21 protein-coding genes are annotated in these 20,060 nt (G+C 71.8%); 12 read left to right on the top strand and 9 right to left on the bottom strand.

The genetic code is table 11. The features are described 5' to 3' along the window. Window positions 1-101 precede the first annotated feature (101 nt). The 6 genes from ACFW9D_RS19710 (at window position 102) to ACFW9D_RS19685 (ending at window position 6,613) form a co-directional block, all read left to right on the top strand. Window positions 102-1,709 (top strand): ABC transporter ATP-binding protein, encoded by a 1,608-nt coding sequence (locus ACFW9D_RS19710; RefSeq protein WP_223205975.1) that lies wholly within the window; start codon window positions 102-104, stop codon window positions 1,707-1,709. A gap of 2 nt (window positions 1,710-1,711) precedes the next feature. Continuing rightward, window positions 1,712-2,872 carry an ABC transporter permease gene (locus ACFW9D_RS19705; protein ID WP_188337226.1) on the top strand — a complete coding sequence of 387 codons (1,161 nt, stop codon included), beginning with the start codon at window positions 1,712-1,714 and terminating at the stop codon, window positions 2,870-2,872. After that, a complete protein-coding gene (locus ACFW9D_RS19700; protein ID WP_384623413.1) occupies window positions 2,869-4,131 on the top strand; it encodes an ABC transporter permease in 1,263 nt (420 codons plus the stop codon). The genes ACFW9D_RS19705 and ACFW9D_RS19700 overlap by 4 nt, the downstream gene beginning before the upstream one ends. Further along, complete coding sequence (locus ACFW9D_RS19695) at window positions 4,128-4,538, top strand: cytidine deaminase (RefSeq protein ID WP_384623412.1); 411 nt, start codon at window positions 4,128-4,130, stop codon at window positions 4,536-4,538. The genes ACFW9D_RS19700 and ACFW9D_RS19695 overlap by 4 nt, the downstream gene beginning before the upstream one ends. 116 nt (window positions 4,539-4,654) lie before the next feature. Further along, window positions 4,655-5,932 (top strand): thymidine phosphorylase, encoded by a 1,278-nt coding sequence (locus ACFW9D_RS19690; RefSeq protein WP_384623410.1) that lies wholly within the window; start codon window positions 4,655-4,657, stop codon window positions 5,930-5,932. A gap of 96 nt (window positions 5,933-6,028) precedes the next feature. Beyond that, window positions 6,029-6,613, top strand: a complete 585-nt coding sequence (locus ACFW9D_RS19685) for a Uma2 family endonuclease (protein ID WP_384623408.1) — start codon at window positions 6,029-6,031, stop codon at window positions 6,611-6,613. A 4-nt stretch (window positions 6,614-6,617) separates the two neighbouring features. Here ACFW9D_RS19685 and ACFW9D_RS19680 read toward each other — a convergent pair whose 3' ends face one another. After that, window positions 6,618-7,544, bottom strand: coding sequence for an AEC family transporter (locus ACFW9D_RS19680; protein ID WP_384623407.1), 927 nt, complete (start codon window positions 7,542-7,544; stop codon window positions 6,618-6,620). Between the two features lie 122 nt (window positions 7,545-7,666). Here ACFW9D_RS19680 and ACFW9D_RS19675 point away from each other — a divergent pair, with 122 nt between their 5' ends. Then, window positions 7,667-8,080, top strand: a complete 414-nt coding sequence (locus ACFW9D_RS19675; RefSeq protein WP_223205972.1) for an STAS domain-containing protein — start codon at window positions 7,667-7,669, stop codon at window positions 8,078-8,080. Here ACFW9D_RS19675 and ACFW9D_RS19670 read toward each other — a convergent pair. Continuing rightward, window positions 7,988-8,968: a sigma-70 family RNA polymerase sigma factor gene (locus ACFW9D_RS19670; RefSeq protein WP_384623405.1), complete on the bottom strand. Its 981-nt coding sequence runs from the start codon at window positions 8,966-8,968 to the stop codon at window positions 7,988-7,990. The two genes, ACFW9D_RS19675 and ACFW9D_RS19670, sit on opposite strands and share 93 nt — an antisense overlap. Window positions 8,969-9,121: 153 nt before the next feature. Continuing rightward, the gene (locus tag ACFW9D_RS19665) at window positions 9,122-10,432 is read right to left on the bottom strand and encodes an MFS transporter (protein WP_384623403.1); all 1,311 of its coding nucleotides are present in this window, start codon (window positions 10,430-10,432) and stop codon (window positions 9,122-9,124) included. 63 nt (window positions 10,433-10,495) lie between these two features. On the opposite strand from ACFW9D_RS19665, the gene ACFW9D_RS19660 reads away from it, so the two are divergent. Continuing rightward, entirely contained in the window at window positions 10,496-11,464 is a 969-nt protein-coding gene (locus tag ACFW9D_RS19660; protein WP_384623401.1) for a LysR family transcriptional regulator, read from the top strand. 125 nt (window positions 11,465-11,589) lie between these two features. Next, window positions 11,590-12,657 (top strand): hypothetical protein, encoded by a 1,068-nt coding sequence (locus ACFW9D_RS19655; protein WP_384623400.1) that lies wholly within the window; start codon window positions 11,590-11,592, stop codon window positions 12,655-12,657. Between the two features lies 1 nt (window position 12,658). On the opposite strand, the gene ACFW9D_RS19650 is transcribed toward ACFW9D_RS19655, so the two are convergent. Further along, entirely contained in the window at window positions 12,659-13,417 is a 759-nt protein-coding gene (locus tag ACFW9D_RS19650; RefSeq protein ID WP_384623398.1) for an alpha/beta hydrolase, read from the bottom strand. A 124-nt stretch (window positions 13,418-13,541) separates the two neighbouring features. Here ACFW9D_RS19650 and ACFW9D_RS19645 point away from each other — a divergent pair, with 124 nt between their 5' ends. After that, window positions 13,542-14,678: an adenosine deaminase gene (locus tag ACFW9D_RS19645; RefSeq protein WP_384623397.1), complete on the top strand. Its 1,137-nt coding sequence runs from the start codon at window positions 13,542-13,544 to the stop codon at window positions 14,676-14,678. Window positions 14,679-14,836: 158 nt separating this feature from the next. Continuing rightward, a complete protein-coding gene (locus ACFW9D_RS19640) occupies window positions 14,837-15,175 on the top strand; it encodes an ATP-binding protein (protein ID WP_384623395.1) in 339 nt (112 codons plus the stop codon). A gap of 78 nt (window positions 15,176-15,253) precedes the next feature. Here the strand turns inward: ACFW9D_RS19640 and ACFW9D_RS19635 are convergent, their stop codons facing one another. The 5 genes from ACFW9D_RS19635 to afsQ1 form a co-directional block, all read right to left on the bottom strand. Continuing rightward, window positions 15,254-15,454 carry a PspC domain-containing protein gene (locus tag ACFW9D_RS19635; RefSeq protein ID WP_188337214.1) on the bottom strand — a complete coding sequence of 67 codons (201 nt, stop codon included), beginning with the start codon at window positions 15,452-15,454 and terminating at the stop codon, window positions 15,254-15,256. A gap of 86 nt (window positions 15,455-15,540) precedes the next feature. Beyond that, a complete protein-coding gene (locus tag ACFW9D_RS19630) occupies window positions 15,541-16,083 on the bottom strand; it encodes a VanZ family protein (RefSeq protein WP_188337213.1) in 543 nt (180 codons plus the stop codon). Between the two features lie 67 nt (window positions 16,084-16,150). Then, a complete protein-coding gene (locus tag ACFW9D_RS19625) occupies window positions 16,151-16,753 on the bottom strand; it encodes a hypothetical protein (protein WP_384623393.1) in 603 nt (200 codons plus the stop codon). Then, window positions 16,750-18,300 (bottom strand): HAMP domain-containing sensor histidine kinase, encoded by a 1,551-nt coding sequence (locus tag ACFW9D_RS19620; RefSeq protein ID WP_188337212.1) that lies wholly within the window; start codon window positions 18,298-18,300, stop codon window positions 16,750-16,752. The genes ACFW9D_RS19625 and ACFW9D_RS19620 overlap by 4 nt, the downstream gene beginning before the upstream one ends. Next, complete coding sequence (afsQ1, locus tag ACFW9D_RS19615; RefSeq protein WP_161300939.1) at window positions 18,297-18,974, bottom strand: two-component system response regulator AfsQ1; 678 nt, start codon at window positions 18,972-18,974, stop codon at window positions 18,297-18,299. Before afsQ1 ends, ACFW9D_RS19620 begins: the two co-directional genes overlap by 4 nt. Window positions 18,975-19,166: 192 nt before the next feature. Between afsQ1 and ACFW9D_RS19610 the strand changes: the two genes are divergently transcribed. Then, window positions 19,167-19,922 (top strand): SigE family RNA polymerase sigma factor, encoded by a 756-nt coding sequence (locus ACFW9D_RS19610; RefSeq protein WP_188337211.1) that lies wholly within the window; start codon window positions 19,167-19,169, stop codon window positions 19,920-19,922. The last annotated feature ends 138 nt before the right edge of the window (window positions 19,923-20,060 follow it).

The following is a 20,060-nucleotide window of genomic DNA, read 5'->3' as shown; positions in this document are numbered from 1 at the left end:
GCCCCGTACCCCGTTCGTGCGATCCTGCTCGTCATCGCAGTCCGAACACTCGACCCACTCGACATCGCTCGAAGTCGCTCGAACCCACTTCTCGCACACCGATGTTGGGGCGCTACGCGTGTAGCCGGCCCCCTTTCCCAGGAGAGTGCGCCATCGCCACGTCAAGCTCCCCGCCGACCGCCGTCGCCGTAGAACTCAAGGGCATCACCAAGAGGTTCCCCGGCGTCGTCGCCAACCACGACATCTGCCTCACCGTCCGCAAGGGCACCGTGCACGCCCTCGTCGGTGAGAACGGCGCGGGCAAGTCCACGCTGATGAAGATCCTCTACGGCATGCAGAAGCCGGACGAGGGCACCATCACCATCCACGGCGAGCAGGTCTCCTACTCCTCGCCCGCCGACGCGATCGCCCGCGGCATCGGCATGGTGCACCAGCACTTCATGCTCGCGGACAACCTCACCGTCCTCGAGAACGTCGTCCTCGGCAGCGAGAAGCTGTACGGGATCGGCGCGAAGGCCCGCCGCAGGATCCTCGAGATATCCGAGCGCTACGGCCTCGGCGTCCGCCCCGACGTCCTCGTCGAGGACCTCGGCGTCGCCGACCGCCAGCGCGTCGAGATCCTCAAGGTCCTCTACCGCGGCGCCACCACCCTGATCCTCGACGAGCCGACCGCCGTCCTCGTCCCGCAGGAGGTCGACGCGCTCTTCGACAACCTGCGCGAGCTCAAGGCGGAGGGCCTGTCGGTCATCTTCATCTCGCACAAGCTCGGCGAGGTCCTCTCCGTCGCCGACGAGATCACCGTCATCCGGCGCGGCACCACGGTCGGCACCGCCGTCCCCGCCGAGACGACCCCCAAGCAGCTCGCCGAGCTGATGGTCGGCAGCGAGCTCCCCACGCCGGAGACCGCCGACTCCACGGTCACCGACCGCCCCGTGCTCCAGGCCGACGACCTGCGCCTGTGCGCCCCCGGCGGCGGCAAGCCGCTCCTCGACGGCATCACCTTCACCATCCACGCCGGTGAGGTGCTCGGCCTCGCGGGCGTCGAGGGCAACGGCCAGACCGAGCTCATCGAGACCCTGATCGGCCTCACCCAGGCCGACAGCGGCACCGTCACCCTCCTCGGCGACGACATCACCTCCTGGGCCACCCGCAAGCGCCGCGAGTCCGGCATCGGCTACATCCCCGAGGACCGGCACCGCCACGGCCTGCTCCTGGACGCGCCCCTGTGGGAGAACCGCATCCTCGGCCACGTCACCGAGGCCCCCAACTCCAAGGGCATGTGGCTCGACCCGAAGGCCGCCCAGGCCGACACGACGCGGATCGTCAAGGAGTACGACGTCCGCACGCCCGGCATCGACGTCACGGCCGCCTCCCTGTCCGGCGGCAACCAGCAGAAGCTGATCGTCGGCCGCGAGATGAGCCACGCCCCCAAGTTCCTGATCGCCGCCCACCCCACCCGCGGCGTGGACGTCGGCGCGCAGGCGCAGATCTGGGACCAGATCCGCGAGGCCCGCCGCGAGGGTCTGGCCGTGCTGCTCATCTCGGCCGACCTCGACGAGCTGATCGGCCTGTCCGACACCCTCCGGGTCATCTACGACGGCCGCCTGGTCGCCGACGCCGACCCGGCCTCCATCACCCCGGAAGAGCTGGGATCCGCCATGACCGGTGCCGCCTCGGGCCACCTGGAGCACACGGAAGACGGTGCCTGACCATGAACAACCCCAAGCGCTGGGACTCCGAGCGGATCCTGCTCGCGGCCGCCGGTCCCGTGATCGCGCTGGTCGTCGCGTTCGCCCTGACCTCGCTCGTGCTGCTCGCCTCCGGCGAGAACCCGGTCGAGCCGTTCTCGATCATGTTCGAGCAGGCGACGTTCTCCGACGTCCAGGTCCTCATCATCAATGACGCCGCCGGCCTCTACATCGGCGCGCTCGCGGTCGCCATCGGCTTCCGGATGAACCTCTTCAACATCGGCGTCGAGGGCCAGTACCGGCTCGCCGCCTGTGTCGCCGCCATCGTCGGCGCGCACATCGCCTTCCCGGCCTTCCTCCAGATCCCGCTGCTGATCCTGTCGGCCGCCGTCACCGGCGCCCTGTGGGCCGGCATCGCCGGCGTCCTCAAGGTGACCCGCGGCGTCAGCGAGGTCGTCTCCACGATCATGCTCAACTCGATCGCGGCGTCCGTCATCGCCTACCTCACCCTCGAGGACGCGTTCGGCGTCGCCGTCGGCAACAACCGCACGACCGGCGAGATGGACAAGGCCGGCTGGTTCCCCGGCATCAACCTCGGCGACACCGTCGGCACCGTCTACGGCTTCGTCGTCGTCGCCGTGCTCCTCGGCATCGTCTACTGGGTGATGCTCAACCGCACCCGCTTCGGCTTCGACCTGCGCGCCTCCGGTGCCTCCGAGTCCGCGGCCGCCGCCTCCGGCGTCTCCGCCAAGAAGATGGTGCTCACCGCGATGCTGCTGTCCGGCGCGGTCGCGGGCCTCGCGGGCCTGCCCACGCTGCTCGGCTCGACGCACACCTTCTCCGACTCCTTCCCGGCCTCGCTCGGCTTCAACGCGATCACCGTCGCGCTGCTCGGCCGCAACAGCCCGGCCGGCATGGCCCTCGCCTCGCTCCTGCTGTCGTGGCTGTTCAACGCCGCCGACCCGCTGGACCTGCAGGGCTACAGCTCCGAGATCGCCACGATCATGCAGGGCCTCATCGTCATCGCCGTGGTCGTCTCCTACGAGTCCGTCCGCGTCTGGGGCACCCGCCGCCAGCAGAGCAGGGTCGGCGCCGAACTCGCCGCGGGCCACGTCCTCGCCACCGCGGGCCCCGACGACAGCGACGACAACAACGACACGAAGAAGGAGGTGGCGGCCCGATGAGCACGGCTCCCGCACTCGACAAGACGCCTGCCGCCGCCCCGGCGGCCCGGCGCAAGCTCAGCCTTCCCGTCCTGATGCTGATCGTCGCCGGGCTGCTCTGCCTGGTCTCGGCGGTCCGCCTGATCACCGACGCGAACGGCCTCACCTCCGTCAGCCAGATGTCCACCGCGCTGCGCCTCGCCGTGCCGATCGGCCTCGCCGGACTCGGCGGCCTGTGGGCCGAGCGCGCCGGCGTGGTCAACATCGGCCTCGAGGGCATGCTCATCCTCGGCACCTGGTTCGGCGCCTGGGCCGGCTACCAGTGGGGCCCCTGGGTCGGCGTCGTCGCCGCCCTGATCGGCGGCGCGCTCGGCGGCCTCGTGCACGCGCTCGCCACCGTCACCTTCAACGTGAACCACATCGTCTCCGGTGTGGCCATCAACATCCTGGCCCTCGGCGCCACCCGCTACCTGTCCGTCCTCGTCTACGACGGCATGGACGGCGCCACCTCCCGGCAGTCCCCGGCGGTCCCGAGCCTCGGCGAGTTCACCGTGCCCGGCCTCGCCGACGCGCTGGCCGACCTCAACAAGCAGGGCTACTTCCTCATATCCGACGTCGCGGGCCTGCTCGGCGGCATCATGACCGGTGTGTCCTGGCTGACCGTCATCGCCGTCGCCCTCGTGCCCGTGTCCTGGTGGGTGCTGTGGCGCACCTCGTTCGGCCTGCGCCTGCGCTCCTGCGGCGAGAACCCGGTCGCCGCCGAGTCCCTCGGCGTCAACGTCATCAAGTACAAGTACCTCGCCGTGATCATCTCGGGCGCGCTGGCCGGCCTCGGCGGCGCGTTCCTCTCCGAGGTCTCCTCCAACTACTACCTGGAGGGCCAGACCGGCGGCCGCGGCTACATCGGCCTCGCCGCCATGATCTTCGGCAACTGGATGCCGGGCGGCCTCGCCCTCGGCGCCGGTCTGTTCGGCTACAGCGACACCCTCAAGGTCCGCGGCGGCACCGAGAACACGCACGCGCTGCTGCTCCTGATCGCCGTCCTCGCGCTGTTCGCCGTGGCCTGGCTGATCTGGAAGAAGAAGATCACCGGCGCGGTCGTCACGCTCGCCGTCTCCGTGCTGCTGTTCTTCTGGTACGCCACCACGGACTCCGTCCCCAGCCAGGTCGCCACGGCCATGCCGTACGTCCTGACCATGCTCGTCCTCGCCCTCTCGGCCCAGCGCCTGCGCATGCCGAAGGCGAACGGACAGCCGTACCGGAAGGGCCAGGGCAAGTGACCGGCGCCGACGTGACCGACTGGGAGGCCCTGCGCGCGGCCGCGCGCGAGGCCATGTCCCACGCGTACGCCCCGTACTCGGGCTTCCCGGTCGGCGCGGCGGCGCTCGTCGACGACGGCCGCACGGTGACCGGCTGCAACGTGGAGAACGCCTCGTACGGCATCGGCCTGTGCGCCGAGTGCGGGCTCGTCTCCCAGCTCCGGCTCACCGGCGGCGGCCGCCTGACCCACTTCACGTGCGTCGACGGCAAGGGCGAGATCCTCATGCCGTGCGGCCGCTGCCGCCAGCTCCTCTACGAGTTCGGCGGCAAGGACCTCCTCCTGGAGACCGCGTCCGGAGTGCGGCCGCTCGCCGAACTGCTGCCGGACGCGTTCGGGCCCGAGAACCTCGGGCGCGGGCAGGACTGAGCAACACCCCCAGGGCCCCGGCGAGTTGGCGGGGCCCTCTTTCTCCGACCGGTTCTATGCGCGTAGAGTCGGTCGTCCCACGCAAGCAGAGCCGGTTGCTGGAAGGCAGGAAAGCCATGGACGTCATCTCCGTCATCCGTACGAAGCGGGACCGGGGCCGTCTGAGCGACGAGCAGATCGACTGGGTGGTCGACGCCTACACGCGCGGCGAGGTCGCCGACGAGCAGATGTCGGCCCTGGCCATGGCGATCTTCCTGAACGGGATGGACCGCGCGGAGATCGCCCGCTGGACCGCCGCGATGATCGCCTCCGGCGAGCGCATGGACTTCTCCGCGCTGTCCCGGCCCACGGCCGACAAGCACTCCACCGGCGGCGTCGGCGACAAGATCACCCTGCCGCTCGCCCCGCTGGTCGCCGCGTGCGGAGCCGCCGTGCCGCAGCTGTCCGGGCGCGGCCTCGGCCACACCGGCGGCACGCTCGACAAGCTGGAGGCGATCCCCGGCTGGCGCGCGAACCTCACCAACGCCCAGATGATGCGCACCCTGGAGGACGTCGGCGCCGTCGTCTGCGCCCCCGGCAGCGGCCTCGCCCCCGCGGACAAGAAGCTCTACGCCCTGCGCGACGTCACCGCGACCGTCGAGTGCATCCCGCTCATCGCCTCCTCGATCATGTCCAAGAAGATCGCCGAGGGCACCGGCTCGCTGGTCCTCGACGTGAAGGTGGGCTCCGGCGCCTTCATGAAGGAGCTCGGCGCGGCCCGCGAACTGGCCCGCACGATGGTGGGCCTGGGTGCCGACCACGGGCTGCCCACCGTCGCCCTGCTCACCGACATGAACACCCCGCTCGGCCTGACCGCGGGCAACGCGCTCGAAGTACGGGAATCGGTGGAGGTCCTGGCCGGCGGCGGCCCCGCCGACGTCGTCGAACTGACCCTCGCGCTGGCCCGCGAGATGCTCGACGCGGCGGGCCTGAAGGACGCGGACCCGGCGAAGGCGCTCGCGGACGGCTCGGCGATGGACGCGTGGCGCGGCATGATCGCGGCGCAGGGCGGCGATCCGCTGGCCCCGCTGCCGACGGCCCGGGAGACGCACGTGGTCACGGCCGCGGAGCCCGGCGTGCTGACCCGTCTCGACGCGATGGGCGTCGGCCTGGCCGCCTGGCGGCTCGGTGCGGGGCGCGCCCGCAAGGAGGACCCGGTGCAGGCCGCCGCCGGTGTCGAACTCCACGCCAAGCCCGGCGACTCCGTCTTCGCGGGCCAGGCCCTGATGACCCTCCACACGGACACCCCCGAGCGCTTCGCCTACGCCCTGGAGGCGCTCACGGGTTCCTACGACATCGCCCCCGTCGACACTCCCTTCACGGCGGCGCCGATCGTGCTGGAACGTATCGCCTGACCTGCGCTTTCCTCTTTCGGGTGAACGGGATCGGTGGACCGCCGCCGGTCCCGTTCGGCATGCTGGTATCGGTGACGCACCGATAAGGAGACCGCCATGAGCGCACTCACCGTCCGCCATGACCCCGAGCAGAGCTGGGACGAACTGGTCCGGTTCTGGGAGGAGATGGAATGGCCTGAGGGCAGCAAGGTGGAGATCATCGACGGGACCATCACCGTGTCACCTTCACCCGCGTACCAGCACAACGTGATCGCAGCGCGCATCCACCGGCGCCTGAACTCCGTGATTCCGGATGACTGGGAGGTCTTCCAGACGCTCGCCCTTTCCGTCCCGTCCCGTCTGGGGATGCTGATCCCGGACATTCTCGTGGCGCCCCGGCAGGACGACGTGGAGTCGGACTCGCACATCCCGGCCGCCCTGGCCGAGCTCGTCGTCGAGATCACCTCGAAGTCCAACGCGCGGAACGACCGCATCAGCAAGTGCGCCGCGTACGCCGCCGCGGGCATCCCCTTCTATCTGCTGGTCGACCGCTGGTCGCGGCAAGGCCCCGTGTCCACGCTCTACGGCGACCCCACCGGAGACGTGTACCGGACGCTGAGCACCGTGAAGTTCGGGGAACCTCTCCAGCTCCCCGCTCCCTTCGACCTCACGATCGACACCGGCGAATTCCCCACGCCCTGACGCCTCAGCCCAGCAGCGCCGCCACCACCACTAGCACCGGCACCGACCCCATCGTCGACAGCAGGATCGACTCCCGGGCGAGCCTCTCGCCCACCCCGTAGCGGCTGGCGTACGTGAACAGGTTCTGGGCCGCCGGGAGCGCCGAGGTCACGACGACGTCCAGGAGCCGCGCCCCGCTCAGGCCGAACACGAAGGACGCCAGCGCCCACGACACGGCAGGCTGCCCGACGGACTTCAGCACCGAGGACAGCAGCACCGGCACCCGGTCCTTCCCAGGCCCGCCCGGCCACGCACTCCCGCACAGCGAGATCCCGAACGCGATGAGGATCATCGGCACCGACATGTTCGCGATGAGTTTCAGCGGGTCGAAGACGGGCGCCGGCACCGTCCACCCCGTCGCCGACACCACGACTCCCGAGAGCGCCCCGATCGCGATCGGGTTCCGCAGCGGCGTGAGCACCCGCCGCCACCACGACTGCCGTGTCCCCGACGCCTCCGCCAGATCCAGGATCGTCAGCGCGACCGGCGTCACCACGATCTGCTGGAACAGGAGCACGGGAGCGACCAGCGAGGCGTTCCCGAGGACGTACACGGCGATGGGGATGCCCAGGTTCCCCGAGTTCACGTACGACGAGCACAGCGCGCCGATCGTCGTGCGGCCCACTCCCCAGCCGCGTACGACCGCCACCGACACGAAGACCCCCGCGACGGCCAGCGTCGACAGGGCCGTGACCAGGAGGCTCGGGGAGAGGATCACGGACAGGTCGGCCCGCGCCAGCATCGTGAACAGCAGCGCCGGCGTCGCCACATGGAAGGCCAGTTTCGTGAGGACGTCCCGGCCGCCGTCGCCGAGATACCCCTTGCGGCCGATGAGATAGCCGACGCCGATGACGACGGCGATGACCGCGAACCCGTTCAGAACCCCTTGCACGGGCTCCACCCTCGGCCGCGCGCGAGCCGCGGGTCAACGTGATCCACTCCGACGTGACGCGGCACACGCCGGGTGTCCGTCCGGCGCCGATGAGTTCCGGGCCGCCGCACGGTCATGACTACGTGGCTGCCTCAACGACCCCTTCCGTCGTCGTGCTCGCCGGGCCGATCCGCGCCGGCGACGCACCGCTGCTGTGCGACCAGGTCCGTGCCGCCCTGCGCGGCGCCCCGGCCGGCGCGGACGCCCGTACGGTCGTCTGCGACGTGTCGGCCGTGACGAGCACCGACCTCGCCACCCTCGACGCGCTCGCCCGGATGCAGCTCGCCGCGCGGCGGGCCGGGGGACGGATACGGCTGCGGGATCCGTCCCCCCGCCTCACGCTGATGCTCGGCCTCACCGGCCTCGACGGCGTGCTGGCCCCGGAGGGTGCGAGCGATCCGGGCTCAGGCGTCCAGGTGCTCCGGGACGCCGAACAGCGGGAACCACCGCTTGCTGAGGTCCAGGAAGCAGTGGAAACCGGCGATCCGGCCGTCTGAGATCTCCAGGACCTGGATGGCCCACGGCGTGTATCCGCCGTTCTCCGGGTCGGGCTTGTAGTGCGCGAAGGCCGGCGTCCCGTTCGCCGACACCGGCAACAGGCGCGAGTTCTCGCACTCGTGACCGATCGTCAGCATGAAGCCGGTGATGTCGTCGGTGCCGCGCAGCCACAGGTCGAACGGCGGCATCGTCATGACCGCGTCCTCGGCGAGCAGCTCGGTCAGCGCCTTCATGTCGTAGCCCTCGAAGGCCGCGACGTAGCGCTCCAGGAGCTTCTGCTGCTCCTCGTCGAGCGGGTCCGCCGTCGCCGAGTCGGCGGGCGGGGCCTCGGCGAGCGTGGCCCGCGCTCTCTGGAGCGCGCTGTTCACCGACGCGACCGTCGTGTCGAGCAGCTCCGCGACCTCGGTCGCCTTCCAGGCCAGGACCTCGCGCAGGAGCAGCACCACCCGCTGCTTCGGCGGCAGTTGCTGCAGCGCGGCGACGAACGCGAGCCGCACCGACTCCTTCGCGACGGCGGCCTCGGCCGGGTCGTGCACGGTGGGCAGGACGCGGGCGTCGGGCATCGGCTCCAGCCACACATTGTCCGGGCGCGGGGTCAGCGCGGCCTGCGCGAGCGGGGCCGCGGCGGTCAGATCCATCGGCCGGGCCCGCTTGTTGCCCGCGTTCAGCAGGTCCAGGCAGACGTTCGTCGCGATGCGGTACAGCCAGGAGCGCAGCGAGGAGCGGCCCTCGAACTTGTCGAAGCTGCGCCACGCGCGCACCATCGTGTCCTGTACGGCGTCCTCGGCCTCGAACGCCGAACCCAGCATCCGGTAGCAGTACCCGGTCAGCTCGACCCGGTGCTTCTCCAGATCCTCGAGCTCCGGCTTCGTCGCGGTGTCGCTCATGTCCCAACGCCCCCATAGCGGCTGTGAGTACCAGTTCTTCTCCAGCACTTTCTCCAGCACTTCGAAAGCTACCGCAGCCCACTGACAACGGCCCCCGGACCCGCGAAATGCGCAGGTCCGGAGGCCGTTGTGGTAGGGCCCGGGGCCGGTGGGTCAGTGGGCGGCCACCGCACGTGCCGCCGCGGTCGCCCCGCGTCGCCGCGCACGGGCCGCGTACGTGCCCCACACGGTGAGCGACACGACGCCGAGGACGGCGACGCAGCCGAGGCCGACGGTCCCGGCCCAGCCCCGCGCGTGGAAGGCGACGGCGCCCACAGCCGAGCCGACGCTGGAGCCCACGTAGTAGGCGGACTGGTACAGCGCGGAGGCCTGCGCGCGGCCGTGCGTGGCGGTGTGGCTGACGGACGAGGACGCCGTCGCGTGCCCGGCGAAGAACCCGGCCGTGATCAGCACGAGCCCGAGCAGCACCACGGGGAACGCGGGCACCAGCGCGAGCAGCAGGCCCGTCATCGTCGTACCGGCCGCGAGGTACAGGGTGCCGCGCCGGCCGAGCCGCGCGACGAGCCGTCCCGCCGCCGCCGAGGAGAGGGTGCCGACGAGGTACACGAGGAAGATCGACCCGACGACGCCCTGCGGGAGCGAGAACGGGGCGGCGGTCAGCCGGTAGCCGATCACCGTGTACACGGCGCCGAACACCGTCATGAACAGGGCACCGATCATGTACAGGCGGCGCAGCAGCGGGTTGGCGAGGTGGCCGCCGACCGTGCGGGCCAGGGCGCGCGGGCGCAGCGAGCCCGGGGTGAAGTGCTTCGGTGCGGGCAGCAGCATCCGGAACGCGATCGCGCAGACCACGGCCATGACGCCGATGACGCCGACGGCCGCGCGCCAGCCCCAGGCCTGGGCGATCCAGCCGCCCACGACCCGGCCGCTCATGCCGCCGATGGAGTTGCCGGCGACGAACAGTCCGATGGCCGCGACCAGCGCCTTCGGCCGCACCTCCTCCGCCAGGTACGCCATCGCGGAGGCGGGTAGTCCGGCGAGCGCGGCGCCCTGGAGGGCGCGCAGCGCGATCAGGACGCCCAGCGACGGAGCGAAGGGGACCAGCAGTCCGACCACGACGGCCACCGACAGCGAGGCCGTCATCACCGCGCGCCGCCCGAACCGCTCGGACAGGGCGCTCAGCGGCAGCACGCACAGCGCCAGCGCGAAGGTCGCTCCGGACACCGTCCAGCTGGCCGTGCTCGCGCTCGCCCCGAAGTCCGCGGAGACGAGGGGGAGCAGGGCCTGCGTGGAGTAGAGGAGCGCGAAGGTGGCGACGCCGGCGAGGAAGAGGGCGAGGCTCATCCGGCGGTAGCCGGGCCCGCCCGGGGCCATGCGCGTGTCGTCGGTGCGCGGGTCGCTGGACGGGGGGACGGGGGCGGCGACCGCGTGGGTGGCGGCCGCCTGGCTACTGGCGGGAGACATGCGTCGAACGTAGGCCCGCCCCGACTGATGCGTCCAATGCATGAAACGGCCATAATCGTTCCCATGCAGCATGAGCACAGGTCACGGCCGCGCCTGTCACCGCCCGGTGACACAGAAGACATGGTCACGTCGCTCGCGCCGCGGCTCTCCTACTTCGCCGCGGTGGCCCGCGCCGAGCACGTGACCCGTGCAGCGCAGGAGCTGAACGTCCCGCAGTCGACGCTGTCCCGCGCGATCGTCCGGCTCGAACAGGACCTGGGCGTCGACCTCTTCGCCCGGCACGGCCGCACCGTGTCCCTGACCCCCGCAGGCCGCACCTTCCTCGGCTCGGTCGAGCGCGCGCTCGGCGAGGTCGAGAAGGCCGCCGAGTCCGTACGGGCCGACGCGGACCCCGAGTCCGGCAAGGTCGCCTTCGGCTTCCTGCACACGATGGGCACCGAGACGGTGCCCGGCCTGATCCGCGCCTTCCGCGCCGACCACCCCCGCATCCGCTTCAGCCTCGTGCAGAACTACGGGGAGGCGATGCTGGAGCGGCTGCGGGCCGGGGAGCTCGACCTGTGCCTGACCTCGCCGGTGCCCGACGCGCCGGACCTGGTGGCCCGGCGCCTCGACGAGCAGCGGCTGCGGCTGGTCGTCCCGGAGGACCACCGGCTCGCGGGCCGCAAGCGGATCCGGCTCGCCGAGACCGCCGACGAGACCTTCGTGACCCTCGAACCCGGCTACGGGCTGCGCCGCATCACCGACGACCTGTGCGCGGAGGCGGGCTTCACGCCGCGTGTCGCGTTCGAGGGCGAGGAGGCGGAGACGCTGCGCGGCCTGGTCGCGGCGGGTCTCGGCGTGGCGCTGCTGCCGCCGCCGGCCGTGCCGCGCCCCGGGGTCGTCGAGCTGACGGTGACCGGGCAGCGGGCGGTGCGCGAGATCGGCGTGGCCTGGCTGGAGGGGCACCCGGACACGCCTCCGGTCGCGGCGTTCAAGAAGTTCCTGCTCTCCCGCCGCGGCCGCCTCCTGCCGGAACAGGCCCCTCCGGAGTAGCCGTTGCCGGAGCCCGGCAGTCCCCGGTCGCCCCGGGTGCCCGCCGCGCGAATTGCCCTGCCGGATCCCGGCGGGCAAGGTGGACCACCGGCCGGCGGCCCGGAGCCGGACGGGGAGGGACCAGGGTGAACGGGATACCGGCCCACGACGACTACCGCGACCGCATGCGCCGGCGCGGCACCCGCTTCACGTACGCGGGCACGCTCCTGGTGCTGCTCGGCGCGGTGCTCTTCGCCCTGATCGTGCCCGCCGAGGCCGACAACCGGGCGTACGCGGCCGCCGCGCCCTGCCCGCAGGGGACCCGCGCCGACACCTGCCGGGTGACGGCCGAGGCGACCGTCCTGCGCAAGGAGCAGGACTCCGGCGGCAAGACCACGAAGTACTACCTGGTCCTCACCGACCCCGGGACCCGCACCGAGCACCGGGTGCGGATGCCGTCCGACGGCTCCGTCCACGCCGCGGCCCGCCCCGGCGGCCGGGTCACCGTGACGTACTGGAAGGACGAGGTCCGCGAGGTGCGCCTCGGGAACCTCGTGGCCGAGGCCGAGCTGTCCCCGGTGCACGACGGCCGGCTGCCCGGCGCCTTCGGCGTCGCGCTCCTGTCCGGCGGCCTGGGCGCCCTCTGGTTCGCGGCCTGGCTCCGCTTCCGCCCCGAGACCCCGGGCGCCCCGCTCTCCTGGAAGCCGCCCACCGGCCTCCTCGCGGGCATCATGGTGGCCTGCGTGAACTTCCCGGTCCTCCTGATGGGCCGCGGCATCTGGTCCGGCCTGGAGTTCACGGCCTGGTCGATCCCCGCGTCCCTGCCGCTGTCCGCCCTCGTGTGCTGGTGGGCCGTGCGCAAGGTGCGCCGGGCCGCCGCCCGCGTCACCCCGGCCGTCCCGGCCCGCCGCCAGGTCCTGCGCGTGCTGGTCCACGGCGACGTCCCGTACAGCAGGCCCGGTTACGTCCACCTCGTGGTCGGCGACGGGCCGCCCGCCCTGAGCACGGACCCCGAGGCCCGCCTCGCCCGCCTCCCGCTCCCGGACACCCTGCGCGCCCACCGCGTCCGCGAAGTCCTCGTCGGGGACCCGGAGTTCAGCCCCGGCTCCCGCGAGTACCCCGTGGTGGTCGAATGCACGGACACCACCCATCCGGTGCTCATCCTGACCGGCAAGCGGACGGCGCCCCTGGTGCTGGGCGCGCTGGGCGGTTGAGCTACAGCCCCAGGGACTGGCCGAAACCGACTGCCAGCGGCATCCGCAACCCGATCGGCGGCGGGGCCGCGAGGGCGTCCTGGAGGGGGCGGGAGAAGGGGTGCCCGAAGAGGGTGCCCAGGGTGAAGTCGACGGCCAGGGCGGCCACTTCGGAGCGGTGCTGGTGCAGGTTGTGGCCGTCGGAGTGCACCTCGAAGCGGCACACGTCGCGGTTCGTCTTCTTCGCGCGGCCGGCCAGACGGAAGGACAGCTCCGGGTCGGTGCGGCGGTCGTCGGTGCCGTGCACGATGAGGACGCGGCGCCCGGCGAGCTGGCGCACCGGCTCGGGGGAGACGGCGACGTCGTCCTCCGGCAGCCAGGGCGCCAGCGCGAGCACCGAGTCGACGGCCTCGTGGTCCGCCGCGTGCAGGGCCGCGCGCCCGCCCATGTCGACGCCGGCCAGGCAGACCGGCACGTCCCCGTAGCGGCGCACGACCTCGTCGGCGGCCCAGCGGGCGTCCCGCGCGAGCTCCGCCTGCGCCCCGTTCCAGCCGCGCCCGCGATAGTGCACGGTGTGGGTGACCAGGCCCTCCGCGCGGCCCGCCCGGGTGAGCCTGCGGGCCAGCGGGCGCAGGGCCGTGGCCGACAGCGGCGAGGGTCTGCGGGTGGAGGTCTCCTCGCCCGCGGGCAGCAGCAGCACCACGCCGCCCACCGCCCCGGGCACCGGCCCGACCGCCTTGCCCAGCCTGGCCTCACGGGCCTGCGTCGCTTCCTGCTGCATGACAGAACAGTGTCAGAAGCGCCGATGTACGCGACCCGTCCTCCGGGTCACTGTTACGTATCGACGGAAGGTTTTCCGCCGCCGGAACCGTGCGGTCTACGCGCGTAGGCGTTAGGGTGCGGAAATGACGAGCCAGACCACCGTGCACCCCGACCGCCCCCGGATCCCGAGCCCGGACCAGATCCGTCGCGCGCCCAAGGTGCTGCTCCACGACCACCTCGACGGCGGGCTGCGCCCCGGCACGATCGTCGACCTCGCCCGCGAACAGGGCTACACGAACCTGCCGGAGACCGACCCCGACAAGCTCGGCGTCTGGTTCCGCGACGCGGCCGACTCCGGCTCCCTGGAGCGGTACCTGGAGACGTTCGCGCACACCTGCGCCGTCATGCAGACCAAGGAGGCCCTGTTCCGGGTCGCCGCCGAGTGTGCCGAGGACCTCGCCGAGGACGGCGTCGTCTACGCCGAGATCCGCTACGCGCCGGAGCAGCACCTCGAGAAGGGCCTCAGCCTCGAAGAGGTCGTCGAGGCCGTCAACGAGGGCTTCCGCGAGGGCGAGCGCCGCGCGAAGGAGAACGGGCACCGCATCCGCGTCGGCGCCCTGCTCACCGCGATGCGGCACGCCGCCCGCGCCCTGGAGATCGCCGAACTCGCCAACCGCTACCGGGACTCGGGCGTCGTCGGCTTCGACATCGCGGGCGCCGAGGCCGGCTTCCCTCCCACCCGCCACCTCGACGCGTTCGAGTACCTCAAGCGGGAGAACAACCACTTCACGATCCACGCCGGTGAGGCCTTCGGCCTGCCGTCGATCTGGCAGGCCCTCCAGTGGTGCGGCGCCGACCGCCTCGGCCACGGCGTGCGGATCATCGACGACATCGAGGTCGACAAGGAGGACGGCACGGTCAAGCTGGGCCGGCTCGCCTCGTACGTGCGCGACAAGCGGATCCCGCTGGAGATGTGCCCGTCGTCCAACCTCCAGACGGGCGCGGCCGGTTCGCTCGCCGAGCACCCCATCGGGCTGCTGCGCGAACTGCGGTTCCGCATCACGGTCAACACGGACAACCGGCTGATGTCGGGGACCTCGATGAGCCGCGAGTTCGCCCTGCTCGTCGAGACGTTCGGGTACACGCTGACCGACCTCGAATGGTTCACGGTGAACGCGCTGAAGTCCGCCTTCATCCCGTTCGACGAGCGCCTCGCGATGATCAACGACGTGGTGAAGCCGCGGTATGCGGAACTGCGCTCGGAGTGGCTGTTCCGCTAGGCGCCGAGGCCGCTCCGGCAAAGGTCACGGCCCGGGTTCCGAGCGACCGGAACGGAGGGTTCCGGTCAACACCAGGTTGACGAATGAGTAACTCCATGGTGATCCCAGGTGTTTGCCGAGGACCGACCCATTCCCAAGGAACCAGGAACAAGGGACCCATGAAGCAGTCTGCTGTGAAGACCCTCGGTGTCGCCGCTCTCGGTGCCGCCTTCGCCGCCGCCGGTGCCGGTGCCGCGAACGCCGCCCCCGCCCTCCCGGACGCCACGGGTGCCCTCGGCTCCGTCTCCTCGGTGCTCCCCGTCGAGCAGGCGGCGAGCACGCTGCCGGCCGGCACCCCCGAGGCCGTCAGCGCCGCGCAGGGCGCCGTGGGCAGCGGCGTCACCGCCGTCCAGCCGACCGTCGCCAAGCTCACCGAGGGCGGCGACCCCGTCTCCGGCCTCATCGGCGGCCTGCCCGTCGGCCAGGGCCTGCCCACCCAGGGTCTGCCGATCGGCTGACCCGGCCCGCACCGCCCGAAGGGGCGCACCCCGCGATCCGCGGAGTGCGCCCCTTCGGCGTACGGCGACGAGCCGGGGTCACCAGGCCTGACGGACCTTGCCCTCGCTCGGGAACAGGATCCACAGCGCGATGTAGAGCAGGAACTGCGGGCCGGGCAGCAGACACGACACCAGGAAGATCACGCGCATCGTGTTCGCGGAGGTGCCGAAGCGCCGTGCCAGCGCTGCGCACACTCCGCCGATCATCCGTCCGTTGGTGGGGCGGGCCAGGGCGGTCATGGTGGGCTCCTTCGCGAACCGTAGGACTTCGGTGTGTGGTGCTTACGTCTTCGAAGGTACGGTCACGAAGCGGATGAAACGTCACCTCACGGGGCGATCCCGACCCTGGGAATCGTCGGGGTCGGACCCTGAGCCGGCTCCTCCCGGGGCAGGGGGGCCAGGTCCGGCCTGCGGCGGAGCCGGGCCCGCAGCGCCGGCACCACGGCGGCGTGGGCGATCGCGACGCCCACCGTGTTCAGCAGCACCGAGTCCACGTCCACGACCTGACCCGGCACCCCGGTCTGCAGCAGCTCGATGCCGAGCGAGATCAGGGCGCCCGCCGCGACCGTGCGCAGCAGCGAACCCCAGGCCGACACATGGAGCCGCCCACCGGCCAGCGGCAGCAGCACCCCGAGCGGCGCGAGCAGCAGCAGCCCCTCACCGATCCGCCGCCCGCCCGCACGCCAGCCGAGGGCCAGATCGGCCCGGATCCCGGCCAGCGGATGCAGGTTCGCCGCACTCACCCAGGGCACGTCCAGCGGACGCAGCGTGAACCATGCGACGAGCAGGAGATGCACGGCCAGGACGACGAGCCCTGCCGTACGGAAGCGGACAGCGGCCCTGTGGCCGCCCGAGCGATGGCGCTGCACGCCCCCCAAGACGTCACCCGCGGGAGAATCGGTTCCGGGGGATTCCGGATGAGTGACGCGAGGGACGTCAGCCCACGGTCTCGGCCGGCGCCGGGATCAGACCGGGCCGCGCCTTCACCGCGTCCGAGCACTCGTAGCTGCGCAGCGCGTCGTCACCCGGCCCGCCGAGCACCACGTGATCGCCGTCCTCCGCCGTCACCTTGCTGTTCGCGAACGTGCAGACGATCTGTGCGAGGGCGTACGGGGACAGGTCGTCCGGCGGCGTGTTCAGCCGCAGCGCGTCGGCCGGATCGCCCTTGCGCGGCCCCGACACACGGGTGCGCGGGGCGACGTCCGTCGAGTAGCCCGCGTCCGACTCGGCGCCCGAGGGCTTGCGCGACAGCTCGGCGAGCAGCTCCCGCGCGACCGCCACCCGGTCCGAGGTCCCGCGCCGCTCCAGCGTCACCGTACGGTCCACCGTCACCAGCTGCGACGTGCACACGAGATAGACCTGCACCGCGAACTCGCCGCCCGCGCGCGTCCCCACCTCGTCCGAGCCCGACAGCGAGCAGCCCACCCGGGTCGGCGCCGCGCCGAAGTCCGTCGGCACCTCCGTGGACCGGATCCCGCAGCCCGTCAGCAGCAGAGCCGCCAGGCCGCACAGACCCGCGAGCCTCGCACCGCGCTTCAACGGTCGCCGCCTTCCGGGGAGTTCGTCTCGTGCTTCGGTTCCTGCTCCTGCTGGGGCAGCCGCAGCGTGAACACGGCGCCGCCCTCCGGGGAGTTGGCGGCCGTGATCTCGCCGCCGTGGATGTGCGCGTTCTCCAGCGCGATCGACAGACCGAGCCCGCTGCCCTCCGAACGCGGCCGGGAGGCGCTCGCCTTGTAGAACCGGTCGAAGACGTGCGGCAGCACGTCCTCCGGAATGCCGGGGCCGTGGTCCCGTACGGCGATGACCAGGTCGGAGCCCTCGGTGCGCACCGACACCCGTACCGGGGAGCCGCCGTGCTTGAGCGCGTTGCCGATCAGGTTGGCGAGGATCACGTCGAGGCGGCGCGGGTCGAGCCGGACCGTCATGCCGCGCTCCGCGTCCAGCTCCACCGCGTCCAGCCAGGCGCGGGCGTCGATGCAGGCCGTGATCTGGTCGGCGATGTCGAGGTCGTCCAGGACGAGCCGGGCCGTGCCCGCGTCGAAGCGGGTGACCTCCATCAGGTTCTCCACCAGGTCGCCCAGGCGCCGGGTCTCGCTGACCACGAGCCGCACCGCGGGCTCGATCATCGGGTCCACCGAACCGGTCTCCGCGTCGAGCTCCTCCTCGAGGACCTCGGTGACCGCGGTGATCGCGGTCAGCGGGGTGCGCAGCTCGTGCGACATGTCGGCGACGAACCGCCGCGAGGCCTCCTCGCGGGCGCTCATGTCGGCGACCTTCTTCTCCAGGTTCTCCGCGGTCCGGTTGAACGTCCGGGACAGATCGGCCAGTTCGTCCGTGCCGGACACCCGCAGCCGGGTGTCGAGCTTGCCCTCGCCGAGCCGGCGCGCGGCGACACCGAGCCGGTGCACCGGCTTCAGGACGGTCGCGGCGGCGGCCTGAGCGAGCAGTGCCGAGCCGATCAGCGCGAGCGCCGTCGCGATACCGAGCGACCAGGCCAGCGAGCCCAGGTCCTTCGCCTCCGGCTCCAGCGACTTGAGCATGTAGCCGGAGGGCCCGCCGTTCACCCGCGCGCCGCCCACCAGGTACGGCGTGCCGTCCTGCGTGATCCGCTGCCAGTACAGGTGGTACGGCGCTTTGTTGTTCTCGGTGATCTTCTGCTTCTTGTTCACCGCGCGGCGCAGCGACGCCGGGACGTCGGCGGGCGTGAAGGCGTCCAGGTCCGAATTGCCCACCACGTCACGGCCGTTCTCGTCCGTGGCCGTGAGCAGCACGCTGAAGTGCTGGCTGCTGTTCGCCATCAGGTTCGCGGCGTGCTGCAGCTCGCCCTGCGTGGGATGTTCCGGCAGCACCGCCGCCCGGTTCTGCATCTCCTGCTGGAAGTCGCTCAGCGCCGAGTCCTGGGTACGGGTCAGCACCGCCTCGCGGTTCAGCCAGTACGCGATCCCCGAAGCGGACACCGCCGCGGTCAGTGCCACCAGCGCGAACACGACGACGAGCCGCAACCGCAGACTCGTGAAACGCAGCCCCGCGAACAGGGCCTTCTTGGCCGCGGCGAGACCGCGCGGCGTGTGGTGCGGCTCCGTCACTGAGGCGAGTCCAGCCGGTAGCCGACCCCGCGCACCGTACGGATCAGCGTCGGCGACGACGGCACGTCCTCGACCTTCGCGCGCAGCCGCTGCACACACGCGTCGACCAGGCGCGAGTCGCCCAGGTAGTCGTGCTCCCACACCAGGCGCAGCAGCTGCTGGCGGGACAGCGCCTGCCCCGGCCGCCGGCTCAGCTCCAGGAGCAGCCGCAGCTCGGTCGGCGTGAGCTGCAGGTCCTCGCCGTTCTTCGTCACGGTCATCGCGGCCCGGTCGATCACCAGCGAACCGAACGACGCCGCGTCGTTCGCCTCACGCTCACCGCGCCGCAGCACGGCCCGGATCCGGGCGTCGAGCACCCGCCCCTGCACCGGCTTCACCACGTAGTCGTCGGCCCCGGACTCCAGGCCGACCACCACGTCGATGTCGTCGCTGCGCGCGGTGAGCAGGATGATCGGCAGCTGGTCGGTGCGCCGGATGCGACGGCACACCTCGAACCCGTCGATGCCCGGCAGCATCACATCCAGCACGATCAGGTCCGGCCGCTGCTCGCGCAACAGCTTCAGACCGTCCTCGCCGGTGGCAGCGGTGGCAACCCGGTGGCCCTGGCGCGTAAGAGACAGCTCCAGGGCCGTGCGGATGGCGTCGTCGTCCTCGATCAGCAACAGGGAAGGCACGAGCGCCATTCTGGCCCATCACTGGCCTTTAGTTCGACCGTGGGACCGGTCCCACACATGACCCGCACCGCCCCGGGGCCTGTGACAGCTCTGTGACAGTCGACGGACACCGTCATGAAGTCACCAGGGCAAGCTTTTGGACATCGCAAGGAAGCGAGCTCAGGAAACGGACTCCACGACGGGGGGCGCGAGATGAACACGCTGCACAGCACCACCTCAAGCGCAGTTGTCACGCGTCTGCACGACGTGGCGGTCCGCACCGAGCGGCATGAGAAGTCCGGTGCCGTGAGCGGGCGGGGGTGCGCTCGCGGCACCGGGCGTCAGCACCCGGGATACATGACGGTGGTTGACGCGCCGGCGGTTCCCGACGGGGGAAACATCGGGGGAGCGGCGTACGGGGAGGGCTCGGGGGAGCAGCGGAACCTGTCGGAGGCCGAGTTCACGGCCTACGTCCAGGAGCGCCGCGCCTCCCTGTACGCGACCGCCTATCACCTGACCGGTGACCGGTTCGAGGCAGAGGACCTGCTCCAGAGCGCCCTCTTCTCGACCTACCGGGCCTGGGACCGGATCAGCGACAAGGCCGCGGTCGGGGGCTACCTCCGCCGCACCATGACGAACCTGCACATCAGCGCGTGGCGCCGCCGCAAGCTGAACGAGTACCCGACCGAGGAGCTGCCGGAGACGGTGGGCGACACGGACGCGATGCGGGGTACGGAGCTGCGGGCCGTCCTGTGGCAGGCGCTGGCCCGCCTGCCCGAACTGCAGCGCACGATGCTCGTGCTCCGCTACTACGAGGGCCGTACGGACCCCGAGATCGCGGAGATCCTCGACATCAGCGTCGGCACCGTGAAGTCGAGCATCTGGCGGTCGCTGCGGCGGCTGCGGGATGACGAGGTCCTGAGCTTCGGCCGGGACCTGGAGGAGTCCTTCGGCGAGCTGGTGGCCTAGGCCCTCCGGGGGAACGGGGGCCCTGCTCGGGGGAGCGGGGTTGTTTGAACGGGGGAGGGGATCGGGGGATCCGGGGGGATCGGGCGGGGGCGGGGAGTCGGGGGGGGTTCCGGGCCCCGCGTCTTTTTTGTTGGTTCG

This window comes from Streptomyces sp. NPDC059524 (assembly GCF_042749255.1).
In the GTDB taxonomy this organism is placed as follows: Bacteria; Actinomycetota; Actinomycetes; order Streptomycetales; family Streptomycetaceae; genus Streptomyces; species Streptomyces xanthii.
This window is presented reverse-complemented; position numbering and strand designations above follow the sequence as displayed.

Bases quoted from the DNA above. Each gene is read 5' to 3' on its own strand.
- ACFW9D_RS19710 (WP_223205975.1), top strand. From the start codon at position 102: ATGTTGGGGCGCTACGCGTGTAGCCGGCCCCCTTTCCCAGGAGAGTGC.
- ACFW9D_RS19705 (WP_188337226.1), top strand. From the start codon at position 1,712: ATGAACAACCCCAAGCGCTGGGACTCCGAGCGGATCCTGCTCGCGGCC.
- ACFW9D_RS19700 (WP_384623413.1), top strand. From the start codon at position 2,869: ATGAGCACGGCTCCCGCACTCGACAAGACGCCTGCCGCCGCCCCGGCG.
- ACFW9D_RS19690 (WP_384623410.1), top strand. From the start codon at position 4,655: ATGGACGTCATCTCCGTCATCCGTACGAAGCGGGACCGGGGCCGTCTG.
- ACFW9D_RS19685 (WP_384623408.1), top strand. From the start codon at position 6,029: ATGAGCGCACTCACCGTCCGCCATGACCCCGAGCAGAGCTGGGACGAA.
- ACFW9D_RS19670 (WP_384623405.1), bottom strand. From the start codon at position 8,968: ATGAGCGACACCGCGACGAAGCCGGAGCTCGAGGATCTGGAGAAGCAC.
- ACFW9D_RS19665 (WP_384623403.1), bottom strand. From the start codon at position 10,432: ATGTCTCCCGCCAGTAGCCAGGCGGCCGCCACCCACGCGGTCGCCGCC.
- ACFW9D_RS19660 (WP_384623401.1), top strand. From the start codon at position 10,496: ATGCAGCATGAGCACAGGTCACGGCCGCGCCTGTCACCGCCCGGTGAC.
- ACFW9D_RS19650 (WP_384623398.1), bottom strand. From the start codon at position 13,417: ATGCAGCAGGAAGCGACGCAGGCCCGTGAGGCCAGGCTGGGCAAGGCG.
- ACFW9D_RS19645 (WP_384623397.1), top strand. From the start codon at position 13,542: ATGACGAGCCAGACCACCGTGCACCCCGACCGCCCCCGGATCCCGAGC.
- ACFW9D_RS19640 (WP_384623395.1), top strand. From the start codon at position 14,837: ATGAAGCAGTCTGCTGTGAAGACCCTCGGTGTCGCCGCTCTCGGTGCC.
- ACFW9D_RS19635 (WP_188337214.1), bottom strand. From the start codon at position 15,454: ATGACCGCCCTGGCCCGCCCCACCAACGGACGGATGATCGGCGGAGTG.
- ACFW9D_RS19610 (WP_188337211.1), top strand. From the start codon at position 19,167: ATGAACACGCTGCACAGCACCACCTCAAGCGCAGTTGTCACGCGTCTG.